The following is a 14,496-nucleotide window of genomic DNA, read 5'->3' as shown; positions in this document are numbered from 1 at the left end:
GCATGCGGCAACAGGCAGTCACGCTGCTGTGGCGTGCGGGGATCGCGGTCGCCCTGGTGTGCGTCATCGGGATGCTGCCCTGGTTGTCGCACACCGATCCGGCGCTCACCGTACTCAAGGCACGGTCGGCGGACCGCGATCCCACGCCCGAGGTACTGGCGGACATCCGCGCCCAACTCGACCTCGACCACGGTCCCTTCCACTTGCTCGGTGAGTGGCTCGGCGGGCTGTGGCGCGGGGACGCGGGGCGGTCGTGGCTCTCCGGCGACGAGGTCACGCCCGCCGTGCTCCAGGCCCTCGGCGCGTCCCTGCTGCTGATGGCGGTGGCCCTGCTGGTCGCCGCCGTCACCGCCGCTGTGATCTGCGCCCGCACACTCTGGCTCGGCGCGCACCGACGGCTCGACGGGCGGCGCGCGGGAGGCAGCGGCTCGGCGGTGCTCGCCGCGCTTCCCGAGTTCCTCACCGCATCCGTGCTCGCCACCGTCGTCGGCGTCCAGCTGGGCTGGCTGCCCGCTCTCGGCTGGTACGGGTTCCAGTGGACGGTCCTGCCCGCGCTCGCCCTCGGTCTGCCCGCCGGGGCCGTCATCGGCCGGCTGCTCGACGACCTGCTGCCCGGCGCCTTCGCCGAGCCCTGGGCCCTGGCCGCCACCGCGCGCGGACTGCCCGGCCGGACCATGGCCCGCCAGGCGCTGCGCCGCTGCGTGCCCGGACTGCTGCCCAACACGGGCCTGTTCGTGGTCGGTCTGACCGGCGGGGCGGTAGCCGTCGAGCAGATCTTCGACATCCCCGGCCTCGGCCGCACCACCCTCCAGGCCGCCCTCGCCCAGGACCTGCCCGTCCTTCAGGCCGGCACGCTCCTGCTCGTCCTGCTCGCCGCGGTCGCCGCCGGGCTCGCCCGCCTCGGGACTCGCCTGCTCATAGGCCCCGCCCTGCGCGACGGCGCCCTGCCGTCCCTGCACAGGCCGACGCCACCTGCTCGCAGGATCCTGCCTTTTGTCTACGGTGGACTGCTGACCGTCGTCATCACCCTCGGCCTGCCCCGCGACCCGCTCGCCCTCGACACCGGCGAACGTCTACGGTCACCCTCCTGGGCCCACCCGTTCGGCACCGACGCACTCGGCCGTGACGTCCTCGCCCGGGTCGGCCACGGTGCCCTCGACACCCTGCTGCTCGCCCTCGTCATCGGCGCCGCCACGCTGCTCACCGGCGTTCTGCTGGGGCTGGTGCCCCGGCTGTCCGGGCCGCTCGTCGACACCGTCACGGCGATGCCGCCCGTCCTGCTCGCGCTCCTCGTCACCGCCGTCGCGGGCAGCGGCCCCGCCACGCCCGCGCTCGCCGTCGGCGCCGTCGCCTGGGCGCCCCTCGCCGCCCACACCTCCGCGCTGCTGCGCCAGGAACGCGCGGCCCTCCACATCGCCGCCACCCGGGGCCTGGGCGCGGACCGCTGGTACCTCCTGCGCCACGAACTGCTGCCCGCCGTGCTGCCGTCCGTCACCCGCCACGCCCTGCTCCGCCTGCCCGGCATCGCCCTGGCACTCGCGTCCCTGGCCTTCCTCGGCCTGGGCGCCCAGCCACCCTCCCCGGAGTGGGGCCTGCTCCTCGCCGAGAACCAGCCCTACGCCGAACGCGCCCCCTGGGCGGTCCTCGCCCCCGCCGCCGTCCTCGCCCTGCTCGGAGCGCTGGCGGTGAGCGCGGCGGGCGGAGTGCGCCTGCGACGCCGGCGAACCGGACCTCGTACCGCCGTGACGGTGGATACCGAACAACCGTCACCCACAAGAGAGTTGGTGGAAACCCGATGACCTCGCCGTCGATCGGCCTGAGACGCAAGCCACCCGGGACCGGGACATCCGGGCGGCTCCGCCTCTCGCCTCTGCTGCGGTTGCTGATCCTCACCCAACTCGCCTTCAACATCGGCTTCTACGCCGTCCTGCCCTTCCTCTCCGAACACCTGGGACAGGCCATGGGCATGGCGGGCTGGCTGGTCGGCCTGGTGCTGGGCCTGCGGACCTTCAGCCAGCAGGGGCTGTTCGTGGTGGGCGGGGCGCTGGCCGACCGGTACGGCATACGGCCGGTGGTCCTCGCCGGATGCGTGCTGCGAATCGCCGGATTCGTCTGGCTCGGACACGCCGAGCAGACCTGGGCGGTCATCGGTGCCGTCCTGCTGATCGGGTTCGCCGCGGCGTTGTTCTCGCCCGCGGTGGAGTCCGAGGTGGCCCGGCAGGCGGTGGTCTGGGAGGAGACGGGCGGCGGATCCCGTACGCGCGTCCTGGCGTTGTTCACCGTCGCGGGACAGGCGGGGGCGTTCGTCGGGCCACTGCTGGGCGCGCTGCTGCTGTCGGTGGACTTCCGCACGGTCTGCCTGGCCGGAGCCGGCATCTTCGTCCTCGTCCTCGCCGGGCACGCGTGGCTGCTGCCGCAGCGCATCCCCGGGCGGGAGCCCGTCCAAGTCCGGGGCGGCATGGGGCCGTTGCTGCGCAACCGCCGCTTCCTGGCGCTGTGCTGCGCCTACGGCGCCTACCTCCTCGCCTACAACCAGCTCTACCTCGCCCTCCCCGCCGAGGTGGAACGCGCGGCCGGCTCACAGGCCCCGCTGGCCTGGCTGTTCGCCCTGTCCTCGCTGCTGGTGGTGACCACCCAGCTGCCGGTCACCCGTTGGGCGGGAACGCGGTTCACCCTGCGTCGGTCCATGGGTGCCGGGCTGCTGCTGATCGCCGTCGGCTTCGCCGTCGTGGCCGTGGCGCGACCGGCCGACTGGACCGGCACGGCGGGCCTCCTGCCCGCGGCCGCCTTCGTCGTCCTGCTCACCGTCGGCCAGATGCTCGTCGCCCCCGTCGCCCGCGCCTGGGTCCCCGACCTGGCCGAAGAGGGTCGACTCGGCCTCTACACGGGCGCCCTGTCCTCGGTGTCCGGCCTGATCGTCCTGCTCGGCAGCTCGGCCACCGGCATGCTCCTGGACCGCGGACTGCCGTCGGCGGTTCCGTGGCTGGTGCTGGCCGCCGTACCGGCCGCGGCGATCGGGCTGCTGCCGCGACGGGAGGCTGAAGGGGCGCGCGGATAGGGGTGGATCCGCGCGGACAGGGTCCGTCGCTGCCGATGACGGTATACCGTCCACCGTCCACCGTCGACTGCCTGACGCCTCCTCAGGACGCCACCGGCTCCCGACACTCGGACACGAGCTCCAGAACCTCAGCCACCTCACGCGCCTCAGCCTTCTGAGACCGCGACGTCCGCCACAGCCACAGGATGTCCCGCCCGAACGACCAGACCAGCAGCCCCAGCGCCGTCGCGACGACCGCGAACGTCGCCACGTACGGAAGGAGGTTCGACGCGGCCAGGAGCAGCAGGACGCCCTGGAGCGCGGCCACCGTCTTGCGGGCCGTGCTGGGCGGCAGGGGGGCGTTGAGCCAGGGCAGGGCGCGGGCCGCGGCGACGAAGCCGTAGCGCATCGCGCCGATCAGCAGGACCCATGGGCCCAGCGACATCGAGACGTACACGCTGAGCACGAGGATGAGGAACGCGTCGACCTCCATGTCGAAGCGGGCGCCCAGCGGGGTGGAGGTGCCGGTGGCGCGGGCCACCTTGCCGTCGACCCCGTCGAGGATCAGAGCCACCGCCGTCAGGCCCACGAAGAGCGTCACCGGCGGTGAGCTCTCGAAGGAGTCCGCGACCAGGGCCGTCACACCGCCGACCAGGGTCGCCCGGCCGAGGGTGACCCGGTTGGCGGGGCCGAAGGAGCGCGGCCGCGTGCGATGCAGGGCCCGCGAGAGCACCGCCCAGGTGGCGATGGCGAAGGCGAGGCCCGTCAACCAGCCCGCCGGCCCCATGCCGATCGCCGTGCCGAGCAGAGCCAGCAGCAGGATCTGCAAGCCCGCTCCCACCGCGGTCTCCTGCTGGACCAGCTTCGCGTCGTAAGTGTTGTTCAGGGCCACCGCACATTCCTCCGGCCAGGTGACAGAGTCGATCAACGCCGCGTACTGTGCGCGGCCTGTGCACCTCGGTACGTGAACAGGTTCCCGATCGTTCAGGAGGATGCCGATGAAGCGCACCGCACGTGCGTTCTGGCTCAGCTCCCCGGGGCAGGGCGAGATACGCGACGTGACCCTGCCGGACCCCGCCGAGGGCGAGGTCGTCGTCCGCTCGCTGTACTCCGGAGTCAGCCGCGGCACGGAGACCCTCGTCTTCCGCGGCGGTGTGCCGGAGAGTCAGTACGCGGCCATGCGAGCGCCGTTCCAGGAGGGCGACTTCCCGGGACCGGTGAAGTACGGCTACCTCAACGTCGGGTCGGTGGAGGAGGGACCGGAGGACCTCGTCGGCCGGACCGTCTTCTGCCTCTACCCGCACCAGAGCCGTTACGTCGTTCCGGCGAGCGCCGTGACGCCGGTGCCGGAGACCGTGCCCGCCGAACGCGCGATGCTGGCCGGCACCGTGGAGACCGCCGTCAACGCCCTGTGGGACGCGGCGCCACTGGTCGGCGACCGGATCGCGGTGGTCGGCGGCGGCATGGTCGGCAGCTCGGTGGCCGCGCTGCTGGCCCGCTTCCCGGGCGTGCGCGTGCAGTTGGTGGACGCCGACCCCGCCCGCGCCAAGACCGCCGAGGCCCTCGGCGTCGACTTCGCGTCGCCTCAGGACGCCCTCGGCGACTGCGACCTGGTCGTGCACGCCAGCGCCACCGAACAGGGCCTCGCCCGCTCCCTCGAACTCCTCACCGCCGAGGGCACCGTCCTGGAACTGAGCTGGTACGGCGACCGGCAGGTGGCTCTCCCGCTCGGCGAGGCCTTCCACTCGCGGCGTCTGGTCATCCGCAGCAGCCAGGTCGGTTCCGTCTCCCCGGCCCGCCGCTCCAGCCGTAGCTACGCCGACCGGCTCGCCCTCGCCCTCGACCTGCTCGCCGACCCGGCCCTCGACGCCCTGGTCACCGGCGAGTGCGCCTTCGAGGAGCTCCCGGACGTGCTGCCGCGGCTCGCCTCCGGCGCGATCCCCGCGCTGTGCCACCGGGTCCGCTACGACGGCCACGCCTGACACACCGTTCAATTCCGGCTCAATTCCGTGCCGTCTCCTCAGGGCAAGAGCGCCTGACCTGAGAAAAGAGTGAGACTCGGCTGAACAACGGGAAGCGAAGAGCCGTACTACACGGCATCCCCCGGCAGGGATCGGCGGGGGACCAGACGCGCCGCACCTGGAGGGTCGTCCGTTGTTCAGCATCACCGTCCGCGATCACATCATGATCGCCCACAGCTTCCGCGGCGAGGTCTTCGGACCCGCGCAGCGCCTGCACGGAGCGACGTTCCTCGTGGACGCCACGTTCCGGCGCGAACAGCTGGACGACGACAACATCGTCGTCGACATCGGACTGGCCACTCAGGAACTGGGCGCCGTGGTCAGCGAGCTGAACTACCGGAACCTCGACAACGAGCCCGACTTCGCCGGAATCAACACCTCCACGGAGTTCCTGGCCAAGGTCATCGCCGACCGTCTCGCCGAGCGCATTCACAAGGGAGCGCTGGGCGAGGGCGCCAAGGGCCTCGCGGGCCTCACCGTCACCCTGCACGAGTCGCACGTCGCCTGGGCGAGTTACGAGCGTGCCCTGTGACCGACGTGACCCTGGAAATGGTGGAGCAGGTGACGGCCGGCGGCACGGAGCAGCGGCTCGGCTACCTGCCCGTGCAGCACTCCGCCCTGAAGAACGCCGAGATCATCCCCATGTCCCTGCGTTCCGTGCACTTCGTCATGCCGGGCGGCGTCGACGACCCGAGCGCGCCCAGCGGCGGCAACGCCTATGACCGGCGCGTGACTTTGGACCTGCCCGGCTTCGGCTGGCAGGTGCACCAGCACGCCGTGCCCGGCGAGTGGCCCCGCCCCGGGGCCGCCGCCCGGACGGAACTCGCCCGCGTCCTGGCCAACCTGCCGGACGACACGGTCGTCCTGCTCGACGGACTGGTCGCCTGCGGCGTCCCCGAGATCATCGTCCCCGAGGCCGAGCGGCTGCGGCTCGTCGTCCTCGTCCACCTGCCACTCGGCGACGAGACGGGACTGGAGCCTGCGCTGGCGGCCGAACTGGACGCCAAGGAGCGCGCCGTACTGCGGGCCGTGCCCGCGGTCGTCGCCACCAGCGACTGGGCGGTGCGCCGCCTCGTCTCCCACCACGGACTCGCCCCCGACCGGGTCCATGTCGCCGCCCCCGGCGCCGACATCGCCCCCCTCGCCTCCGGCACCGACGGCGTCTCCCGCCTGCTGTGCGTCGCCGCCGTGACCCCGCGCAAGGGGCAGCACCGGCTGGTGGAGGCCCTCGCCGCGGTGACCGACCTGCCCTGGAGCTGCGTCTGCGTCGGCGGCCTCGGCCACGACCCCCAGTACGTGGCCAAACTCCAGGTCATGATCCAGAAGTACGGCCTTCAGGACCGCCTGCACCTCGCGGGCCCGCAGGCCGGTGCCCAACTCGACGCCAGCTACGCCGCCGCCGACCTCATGGTCCTCGCCTCCTACGCCGAGACCTACGGCATGGCGGTGACCGAGGCGCTGGCGCGCGGCATCCCGGTGCTGGCGACGGACGTCGGCGGTGTCGCGGAGGCGGTCGGCCGCGCCCCGGACGGCGGCGTGCCCGGCATTCTCGTCCCGCCGGAGGACCCCGCCGCTCTCGCCTCCGAACTGCGCGGCTGGTTCGGCGAGGCGGACGTACGGCGCCGCCTGAAGGCGGCCGCACGAGGCCGACGAGCCGCCCTGGGCGGTTGGGCGGCCACGGCCCGCAGCCTGGCCGGAGTACTGGGCCGACTGCCGAACGAACCCAGGAGGGCGGCATGAGGAAGACGGCAATGACACAGCACGCGGGCAGGATTCCGGCCCAGCCCGGGCCGCGAGAAGCCGCCGAGTCGACGGAAACCCTGGCGGCCGGCGCCGAGTCGGCCGCAGCCTGGATGGCCGGTGCCGAGCCGGTGGACACCGTCATCCCCGGCGCCGGCCCCACCCTCCGCCCCGGCGAGCGGCCCACCGTACGCCTGCGGGACGCGGGCCCCGACGACCCGCCACGCTACGCCCCCGAGTGGCTGGAGCTGCGGGAGGGCGCCGACGCCGCCGCGCGGGCGCCGGAGCTGCTCGATCCGCTGCGGATCCGGCTCGCCAACCTGCCGGGACGGGCCGACGGGCTGGTCATTCACGACCTGGGCTGCGGCACGGGCTCGATGGGCCGCTGGCTGGCCTCCCGCCTGGACGGTCCCCAGCACTGGATCCTGCACGACCGCGACCCCTACCTGCTGCACTTCGCCGCCGTCTCCTCCCCGCGCTCGTCCGCCGACGGCAGCCGGGTCACGGTGGAGACCCGGCGCGGTGACGTCGCCCGGCTCACCCCCGACGCCCTGGCCGGCGCCTCGCTGGTGACGGCCTCCGCACTGCTCGACGTCCTCACCCGCGAGGAGATCGACACCCTCGCCGCCGCCTGCACCGGAGCCGGCTGCCCGGCCCTGCTGACGCTCTCCGTAGCCGGTCGCGTGGAACTGACCCCGTCCGACCCGCTGGACGAGGAGATCGCCGAGGCGTTCAACGAACATCAGCGCCGGGACGGCCTGCTGGGCCCGGACGCCGTCAACGTGGCGTGCGAGGCCTTCTCCGAACGCGGTGCGACCGTACGACTGCACCCGAGCCCTTGGCGGCTCGGCCCGGCCGAATCCGAGCTGACGGCCCAGTGGCTGCGCGGCTGGGTCGGGGCGGCCGTCGAACAGCGCCCCGAGTTGAGGGCCCGCGCAGAACGGTATCTGCGGGAGCGCCTCGAAGCCTGTGCGGCGGGGGAGCTGCGGGTCTTGGTCCACCACAGCGACCTGCTGGCGCTGTCCCGGCCGACGGGCGGGGCGTCATGAGCGTGGAGACGGTGCGGGCGTGGGTCGTACGGCCCGAAACGGACCAGCGGGTGCACCGCGTGAGGTCCGCCGTGCCGCTCGTCCCGGCCGGACGGAAGCAGACGGCCCGCACCGACGCGGCCGTCTCCGAGGCCCGGATCGGCGTGATCGTGTCCGAGGCCCGTACGGACCCCGCCTCGGGCACATCCCGGATCCGTACCGCTCTGCGCACGCTCCTGTCGCGCCTCAACTCCCGCGCCCTACGCACCCACTTCGGCACCGTCGCCGGCATCGCCATCCTCGCCGTACTGCTGTGGCGCATGGGCACCGGCGTCTTCCTGGACGGGCTGCGGCGGATCGACGGACCGACGCTGCTGGTGGCGCTCGGCGTCGGCCTGGTCACCACCGTGTTCAGCGCCTGGCGCTGGCAGTTGGTCGCCCGGGGCCTGAAGATCCGGCTGCCGCTCGGCCCGGCCGTGGCCGACTACTACCGCGCGCTGTTCCTGAACGCGGCCCTGCCCGGCGGTGTCCTCGGCGACGTCCACCGGGCGGTACGGCACGGGCAGAACGCCGGCGACCTGGGGCGCGGTGTCCGCTCGGTCGTTCTCGAACGGGCCGCGGGACAGGCCGTGCTGGCCGTCGTCGGCGTGGCGGTGCTGCTGACGATGCCGTCACCCGTGCTGGCCGACACCCGGCAGCTCGCCCCCCTGCTCGGCCTCGCCGCGCTGGGTGCGCTCGCGGTCGTCGTGGCCGTTCGGATGAACCGGGCGCCCTCCCGCCGAGGGCGGGCCCTGCGCGCAAGTCTCGGCGAGGCCCGCGAGGGCCTGCTGTCCCGCCGGAACTGGCCCGGCGTCGCCCTCTCCTCGGCCATCGTCCTCTCCGGCCACCTCGCGATGTTCGTCGTCGCCGCCCGGGTCGCCGGATCCGCCGCCTCCGCCGTCGTCCTGATGCCCCTGGCGGTACTCGCGCTGCTCGCCATGAGCCTGCCGCTGAACGTCGGCGGTTGGGGCCCCCGCGAGGGCGTCACCGCCTGGGCGTTCGGCGCCGCGGGCCTGGGCGCGAGCAGCGGACTGGCGGTCGCCGTGGTGTACGGCGTGCTCAGCTTCGTGGCGAGTCTGCCGGGGGCCGTCGTTCTGGTCGCCCGTTGGTACACGGGCCTGCGCGGCGCAGGCTCCGGGGCCCGGGCCGTCGTAACGGACCCGGAACCCCACCTGGCGCCTGACGGACCCTACTCGGGCTCCGAAGTGAGCAGCGAGAAATACGACTCGAAGGAATCGGCGAGGCTCGCCAGCAGTTCCTTCCCCTTTTCCGCGGATCCCAGGGAAGGACGGCCTATGACGCCCGAATCGGTATAGGCGGACATCCCGGTGGTGAGCAGATGACGGCGGTCGTCCGCGACGAAATCGGCGGACTCATAACCGGGTCGGACCAATTCGGGATGGGCGTGCAGAAGGATGGATGTCTCGATTTCCCCCGCGTGCATGTCGGTCAGCAGCGAGGTCGCGACACCGGCCCGCTCCCGCGCCGCCTCCCAGTCCTCCGGGGCCGGGAAGAGCGCCATCCGCTCACCGCGCGCGGAGGACTCCTGGACCACGTTGCCCAGGACGTAGTTCCCCCCGTGCCCGTTGACCACGACCAGGGCCTCGACGCCCGACCGGCGCAGCGACGCCGCTATGTCCCGTACCACCGCGTGAAGGGTCACGGAGGAGATGCTGACGGTTCCCGGCCAGTCCGCGTGCTCGTGCGAGCAGGCGATGGTCACCGGAGGAAGGAGGTGCACGGGGTACGCGGCGGCGATCTCCCGTGCGACGGCGCAGGCGACGAGCGTGTCGGTCGCGAGCGGCAGGTACGGACCGTGCTGCTCGAAGCTGCCGACCGGAAGGACGGCCACCTGCGTTGAGACGCCCGCCCCGCGCGTCCGTACGTCTTCGGTAGTGTCCGCCGGCACCAGACCGTACGCCGCCGACCGTATTCCCGAACCACTCATCTTTCCACGGCCTTTCGTCTCTGCTTAGGAACCAGATCATGACAGAAAAAATTGGCGTGCTCGGCAAGAAGTCGCCACAGCGCACGGGCGTGGAACGCGTGGTGAATGCCCCGCTGCCCACCGTGTACGGGAATTTCCAGGCGGTCGGCTACCTCGACCACGACCGCGGTGACGAGCAAGTGGCCCTGGTCTACGGTGACATCGCCACGGACGGCGTCCTGACCCGGCTGCATTCCGAGTGCCTGACCGGCGACGCCTTCGGCTCCCAGCACTGCGAGTGCGGCGACCAGCTCGACTCCGCGCTGCGCGCCGTCGTCGCCGAAGGCAGCGGTGTCGTCGTCTACCTGAGAGGGCATGAGGGGCGGGGCATCGGCCTGCTCGCCAAGCTGCGGGCGATGGCCCTGCAGGCGGAGGGCCTGGACACCGTCGAGGCGAACCTGGCGCTCGGCCTGCCGGTGGACGCCCGCGACTACGGCGTCGCCGCGGAGATCCTGCGCGACCTGGGCGTGAACTCCGTACGCCTGATGTCCAACAACCCGCGCAAGCGCGAGGCGTTGCTGCGGCACGGCGTCCAGGTCGCCGAGCAGGTGCCGTTGCTGATACCGCCGTGCGAGAGCAACATCACCTATCTGCGCACGAAGCGGGAGCGGTTGGACCACCACCTGCCCCATCTGGACGCGGTGGCGCACCTGTCCTGACCGGGTGGGCCGGTCGTCGCCGTCCCGGAGGGCGGATCGGTCTCCTCGTGGCCGGGCCGGGCTGCGAGGAGACGGCGCGGTCGTCGGTGGCCGACGAGCTGGTCCACGGTCTAGCCGACGACCGCCTCGTGCACCAGCCGCTTGAGGTCCGGGAAGATCGTGTGGGAGCTCTTCGGCCGTACCTGCGTCATGAACTGCACGGTCAGGTCGCGGCTCGGGTCGACCCAGAACGTCGTCGTCGCCACGCCGCTCCAGCCGTACGTGCCGAGGCCCGAGGGAGCCTGGGTGCGCGCCGGGTCGATCACCACCGAGACGCCGAGGCCGAAGCCGACGCCGTCGTTGCCCGGTTCGTCGTGCGCGGGCTTGCTGCCGAAGGCGCGCAGGTCGGCGCCGCCGGGGAGGTGGTTGGAGGTCATCAGGTCCACCGTCTCGGGGGCGAGGAGGCGGATGCCGTCGAGCTCGCCGCGGCGGCGCAGCAGCTCCATGAAGCGGTGCATGTCGTGGGCGGAGGCCACCATCCCGCCGCTGCCCGACAGGAAGCGGGGACGGCCGCGCAGCGGAAGACCGGGGATCGGCTCGATGCCGCCGCCGTCGGCGTCGCCGTACAGCTCGGCGAGCCGGCCCGCCTGCTCGTCGGTGACGCGGAACCCGGCGTCGGTCATCCCGAGCGGGCCGAAGATCCGCTCGGCGAAGAACGTGTCGAGCGGCTGCCCGGACACCACCTCGATGACCCGGCCGAGCACGTTGGAGGCGACCGAGTAGTTCCACTGCGTGCCCGGCTCGAACTGCAGCGGCAGGCTCGCGTACACGTCGACCGTGTGCGCCAGGTCCGATCCCGGAACCACCGACGACTCCAGGTCGGCGTCGCGGTAGAGGGCGTCGACGGGGTGGGAATGGTAGAAGGCGAAGGTCAGGCCCGCGGTGTGGGTCATCAGGTGCCGTACGAGTATCGGTCCGGCGGCCGGGCGGGTCACGGTGTCGGCGCCGGAGCCGCTGACGTACACCCGCGGTTCGGCGAAGGCCGGGAGGTGGCGGTCGACCGGGTCGTCCAGCGACAGCCGGCCCTCCTCCACCAGGAGCAGCGCGGCGACCGCGGTGACCGGCTTGGTCATGGAGTAGATCCGCCACAGCGTGTCGGTCTCGACGGGGAGCCCGGCGGCGATGTCACGGCGGCCGTGCGTGGTGAGGTGGGCGACACGTCCGCCGCGCGAGACGGCCACGAGGAAGCCGGGCAGGCGGCCCTCGTCGACGTAGTGGGCGAAGTGCTGGTCGAGGCGGTCCAGCGCCTTCGGATCCAGCCCCGCCTCACCCGGGTCCGCCTCTTGCCGCAGTCGTGCCATCGTTCTCCTCCGTCGCGTTCGTCGAGGTGCGGTCCGGCATACCCCACCGGAACGGCCTCAGACATCATCGTCGCGCAGGAACAGGTGAACGGTCCCCCGTATCGCGATGATCGTCGATCGCCGCGGTGTCGTGCACGGGCAGTGCCCCGCAAGCGGCGTCGGTCCCAGGGCCTGCGTCGGAAGTGGCGTCGCCCTACTGGAACCGGTGGGGCGTCACGGTCGAGGACCCCGACGGATACCGGCTGGTGCTCTGCGAGCGGGCGTGGTCCAACGGGTGACAGCACGCCGGCGGCTGAGCGGGACGCCACGGCGGTCCGGGCGGGACGGCACGGCCCCCCGCGGCCACGGCGGCTGCGAGGGGACGTGCGGCGAGGAGGCGCGCGGGGTCAGGCCGTCACCCTCTCCGGCTGCCGCGCCTGGCCGGGCGAGCGCTCGCCGAGCTTCTGAGTCGGGACCCTGTGGGTCTCGCGGGCCGAGAGGACCGCGATCACCGGCGGGACGCACAGGGCCGCGGTGAACAGGGCCACCGCCATCCAGTCGTCACCGTCCGGGCCGGCGATCTGCGCGGCGAAGGTGACCGCGAATCCCGCCACGGCGAAGCCGATCTGGGTCCCGATCGCCATGCCCGACAGCCGGACGCGGGTGGCGAACATCTCGCCGTAGAAGGACGGCCACACGCCGTTCGCGGCGCTGTAGACGACACCGAAGGCGACGATGCCCAGCAGCAGGGTCAGCGGGTAGGAGCCCGTCGAGATCGCCCACAGGTAGACGAACATCGCCACCGCGCTGCCCGCCGCGCCGATCAGATACACCGGGCGCCGGCCGATGCGGTCCGACAGCGTGGCCCACAGCGGGATCGCGGCGAGCGCGACGAGGTTGGCGAGCGCGCCCACCCACAGCATGGACGAGCGGGACATGCCGACCGAGTCGCTGGTCGCGTACGCCAGCGCCCAGACCGTGAAGATCGTGCTGACGGAGGCGATGAGCGCGCCCGCGATCACCCGCAGCACGTCCCGCCAGTGCTCGCGCATCAGGATCGCCAGCGGCAGCCTGGCGACGCCCTCGTCGGAGGCCTGCTGGGCGAAGGCCGGGGTCTCGTCGAGCGTGCGGCGGATGACGTAGCCGACGACGGCGACCGCGACGCTCAGCCAGAACGGCACCCGCCAGCCCCAGGACATCAGCTGGTCCTCGGGCAGCGCGGCGACGGGGATGAAGACCAGCGTGGCGAGCAGCTGGCCGCCCTGGGTGCCGCTGAGCGTGAAGCTGGTGAAGAAGCCGCGCCGGTGCGGTGGGGCGTGTTCCAGCGTCATGGAGTTGGCGCTGGCCTGCTCGCCGGCCGCCGAGATGCCCTGCAGCACACGGCACAGGACGAGCAGGATCGGGGCGAGCGTGCCGACCTGCTCCCGGGTGGGCAGACAGCCGATGAGGAACGTCGACACGCCCATCAGGATCAGCGTGAAGACCATGATCTTCTTACGGCCGACCTTGTCGCCGAAGTGCCCGAGGAAGAGCGCGCCGATGGGACGGGCCGCGTACGCGACGCCGAACGTGGCCAGCGACAGCAAGGTCGCGGTGGCCGGGTCGGACTCGTCGAAGAAGACCTCGGGGAAGATCAGCGCGGCCGCGCTGCCGTAGATGAAGAAGTCGTAGTACTCCAGGGCGCTGCCGATCCAGGCCGCCGTGGCGGCTTTTTTCGGCTGGCCGGGCGGTGCGGCGGGGACGGACACGGCGTGCTCCTTCGGGGGAACTCCAACCTAAGTGGAGTGAGCGGAGGGGAGTAGTGCCGGATCTCGGCTAATTAACCCACTGGGTAGTTAGTAGCGGTGGGTGGGATGTTGCGCCGACGTTTCCCGGGTGTCAAGAGGTCGTGCCGAAGGATCTTCGTGAGCGGTCGACCCGTACGGGGCGGGTGCTCAGTCGGCCGCGCGGTCCGCCGTCAGGTAGGCGATCACCATGTCGCCGAGCATCGCGCGGTAGTGCTCGCGCTGGGCGGGATCCACCAGGTCACGGCCGAACAGGGCGCCGAAGGTGTGCCGGTTGGCGACCCGGAAGAAGCAGAAGGAACTGATCATCGCGTGCAGGTCGACGGCGTCGACGTCGGCCGTGAACAGCCCCGACTTCTGCCCCGACTCCAGGATCCGGCGGATCACGTCGAGGGCCGGCGAGCCGATCTTCCCCAGCTTGGCCGAGGCCGCGATGTGCTCCGCGCCGTGGATGTTCTCGATGCTCACCAGCCGGATGAAATCCGGGTGCTGCTCATGGTGGTCGAAAGTGAGCTCCGCCAGCCGCCGGATGGCCGCGACCGGGTCCAGGTGTTCGACGTCGAGCCGCTGCTCGGCCTCGCGGATCACGGCGTACGCCCGCTCCAGCACGGCCGTGAACAGCTGCTCCTTGCCGCCGAAGTAGTAGTAGATCATCCGCTTCGTGGTACGGGTGCGGGCGGCGATCTCGTCGACCCGGGCCCCGTCGTAGCCGGCCCGGGCGAACTCCTGGGTCGCCACGTCGAGAATCTCGGCCTGGGTGCGGGCGGCGTCGCGGATGCGCCCGTTCGGTCGTGCCGGTTCTTCGACGCTGGTCATCGGGTTCCTTCGGGCGAGGGGCCAGTGCCGAGATTGTAGAAGCCCGCTCGCGTCGGGTACCCGCAG

General features: G+C 72.4%; 12 protein-coding genes and 2 pseudogenes. 9 read left to right on the top strand and 5 right to left on the bottom strand.

What is annotated here, in order from left to right; genetic code table 11:
• Positions 1–2 precede the first annotated feature (2 nt).
• Together CLM62_RS28955 and CLM62_RS28950 are read left to right on the top strand one after the other, a co-directional pair.
• Entirely contained in the window at positions 3–1,799 is a 1,797-nt protein-coding gene (locus CLM62_RS28955; protein ID WP_095752859.1) for an ABC transporter permease subunit, read from the top strand.
• Complete coding sequence (locus CLM62_RS28950; protein WP_095752858.1) at positions 1,796–3,058, top strand: MFS transporter; 1,263 nt, start codon at positions 1,796–1,798, stop codon at positions 3,056–3,058. The genes CLM62_RS28955 and CLM62_RS28950 overlap by 4 nt, the downstream gene beginning before the upstream one ends.
• A gap of 82 nt (positions 3,059–3,140) precedes the next feature.
• Here the strand turns inward: CLM62_RS28950 and CLM62_RS28945 are convergent, their stop codons facing one another.
• Complete coding sequence (locus CLM62_RS28945) at positions 3,141–3,929, bottom strand: CDP-alcohol phosphatidyltransferase family protein (protein WP_095752857.1); 789 nt, start codon at positions 3,927–3,929, stop codon at positions 3,141–3,143.
• Between the two features lie 106 nt (positions 3,930–4,035).
• On the opposite strand from CLM62_RS28945, the gene CLM62_RS28940 reads away from it, so the two are divergent.
• The 5 genes and pseudogenes from CLM62_RS28940 to CLM62_RS51960 form a co-directional block, all read left to right on the top strand.
• Complete coding sequence (locus tag CLM62_RS28940) at positions 4,036–5,019, top strand: zinc-binding alcohol dehydrogenase (RefSeq protein ID WP_095752856.1); 984 nt, start codon at positions 4,036–4,038, stop codon at positions 5,017–5,019.
• Between the two features lie 172 nt (positions 5,020–5,191).
• Complete coding sequence (locus CLM62_RS28935; protein ID WP_019985263.1) at positions 5,192–5,590, top strand: 6-carboxytetrahydropterin synthase; 399 nt, start codon at positions 5,192–5,194, stop codon at positions 5,588–5,590.
• A gap of 17 nt (positions 5,591–5,607) precedes the next feature.
• Positions 5,608–6,798, top strand: a complete 1,191-nt coding sequence (locus tag CLM62_RS28930) for a glycosyltransferase family 4 protein (protein WP_095752880.1) — start codon at positions 5,608–5,610, stop codon at positions 6,796–6,798.
• A gap of 113 nt (positions 6,799–6,911) precedes the next feature.
• Complete coding sequence (locus CLM62_RS28925) at positions 6,912–7,847, top strand: hypothetical protein (protein ID WP_373559197.1); 936 nt, start codon at positions 6,912–6,914, stop codon at positions 7,845–7,847.
• Positions 7,844–8,938 (top strand): annotated as a pseudogene (locus CLM62_RS51960) (YbhN family protein); the annotation flags it as partial. The gene CLM62_RS28925 and the pseudogene CLM62_RS51960, both read left to right, overlap by 4 nt.
• 116 nt (positions 8,939–9,054) lie before the next feature.
• Here the strand turns inward: CLM62_RS51960 and CLM62_RS28915 are convergent.
• A complete protein-coding gene (locus CLM62_RS28915; RefSeq protein ID WP_095752853.1) occupies positions 9,055–9,813 on the bottom strand; it encodes a creatininase family protein in 759 nt (252 codons plus the stop codon).
• Between the two features lie 38 nt (positions 9,814–9,851).
• Between CLM62_RS28915 and ribA the strand changes: the two genes are divergently transcribed.
• Entirely contained in the window at positions 9,852–10,511 is a 660-nt protein-coding gene (ribA, locus tag CLM62_RS28910; RefSeq protein ID WP_095752852.1) for a GTP cyclohydrolase II, read from the top strand.
• Between the two features lie 110 nt (positions 10,512–10,621).
• On the opposite strand, the gene CLM62_RS28905 is transcribed toward ribA, so the two are convergent.
• Complete coding sequence (locus tag CLM62_RS28905) at positions 10,622–11,851, bottom strand: serine hydrolase (protein ID WP_095752851.1); 1,230 nt, start codon at positions 11,849–11,851, stop codon at positions 10,622–10,624.
• A 188-nt stretch (positions 11,852–12,039) separates the two neighbouring features.
• Here CLM62_RS28905 and CLM62_RS51955 point away from each other — a divergent pair.
• Positions 12,040–12,129: pseudogene (locus tag CLM62_RS51955) on the top strand (VOC family protein); the annotation flags it as partial.
• Between the two features lie 108 nt (positions 12,130–12,237).
• Here the strand turns inward: CLM62_RS51955 and CLM62_RS28895 are convergent.
• Both CLM62_RS28895 and CLM62_RS28890 read right to left on the bottom strand, forming a co-directional pair.
• Positions 12,238–13,578 carry an MFS transporter gene (locus CLM62_RS28895; protein WP_095752850.1) on the bottom strand — a complete coding sequence of 447 codons (1,341 nt, stop codon included), beginning with the start codon at positions 13,576–13,578 and terminating at the stop codon, positions 12,238–12,240.
• 186 nt (positions 13,579–13,764) lie between these two features.
• The gene (locus CLM62_RS28890; RefSeq protein WP_095752849.1) at positions 13,765–14,430 is read right to left on the bottom strand and encodes a TetR/AcrR family transcriptional regulator; all 666 of its coding nucleotides are present in this window, start codon (positions 14,428–14,430) and stop codon (positions 13,765–13,767) included.
• Positions 14,431–14,496 lie beyond the last annotated feature (66 nt).

The sequence above is a fragment of the Streptomyces sp. SA15 genome (assembly GCF_002291145.1).
GTDB lineage: Bacteria > Actinomycetota > Actinomycetes > Streptomycetales > Streptomycetaceae > Streptomyces.
The sequence above is the reverse complement of the archived record's forward strand: the minus strand, read 5'-3'. Positions and strand labels throughout refer to the sequence as shown.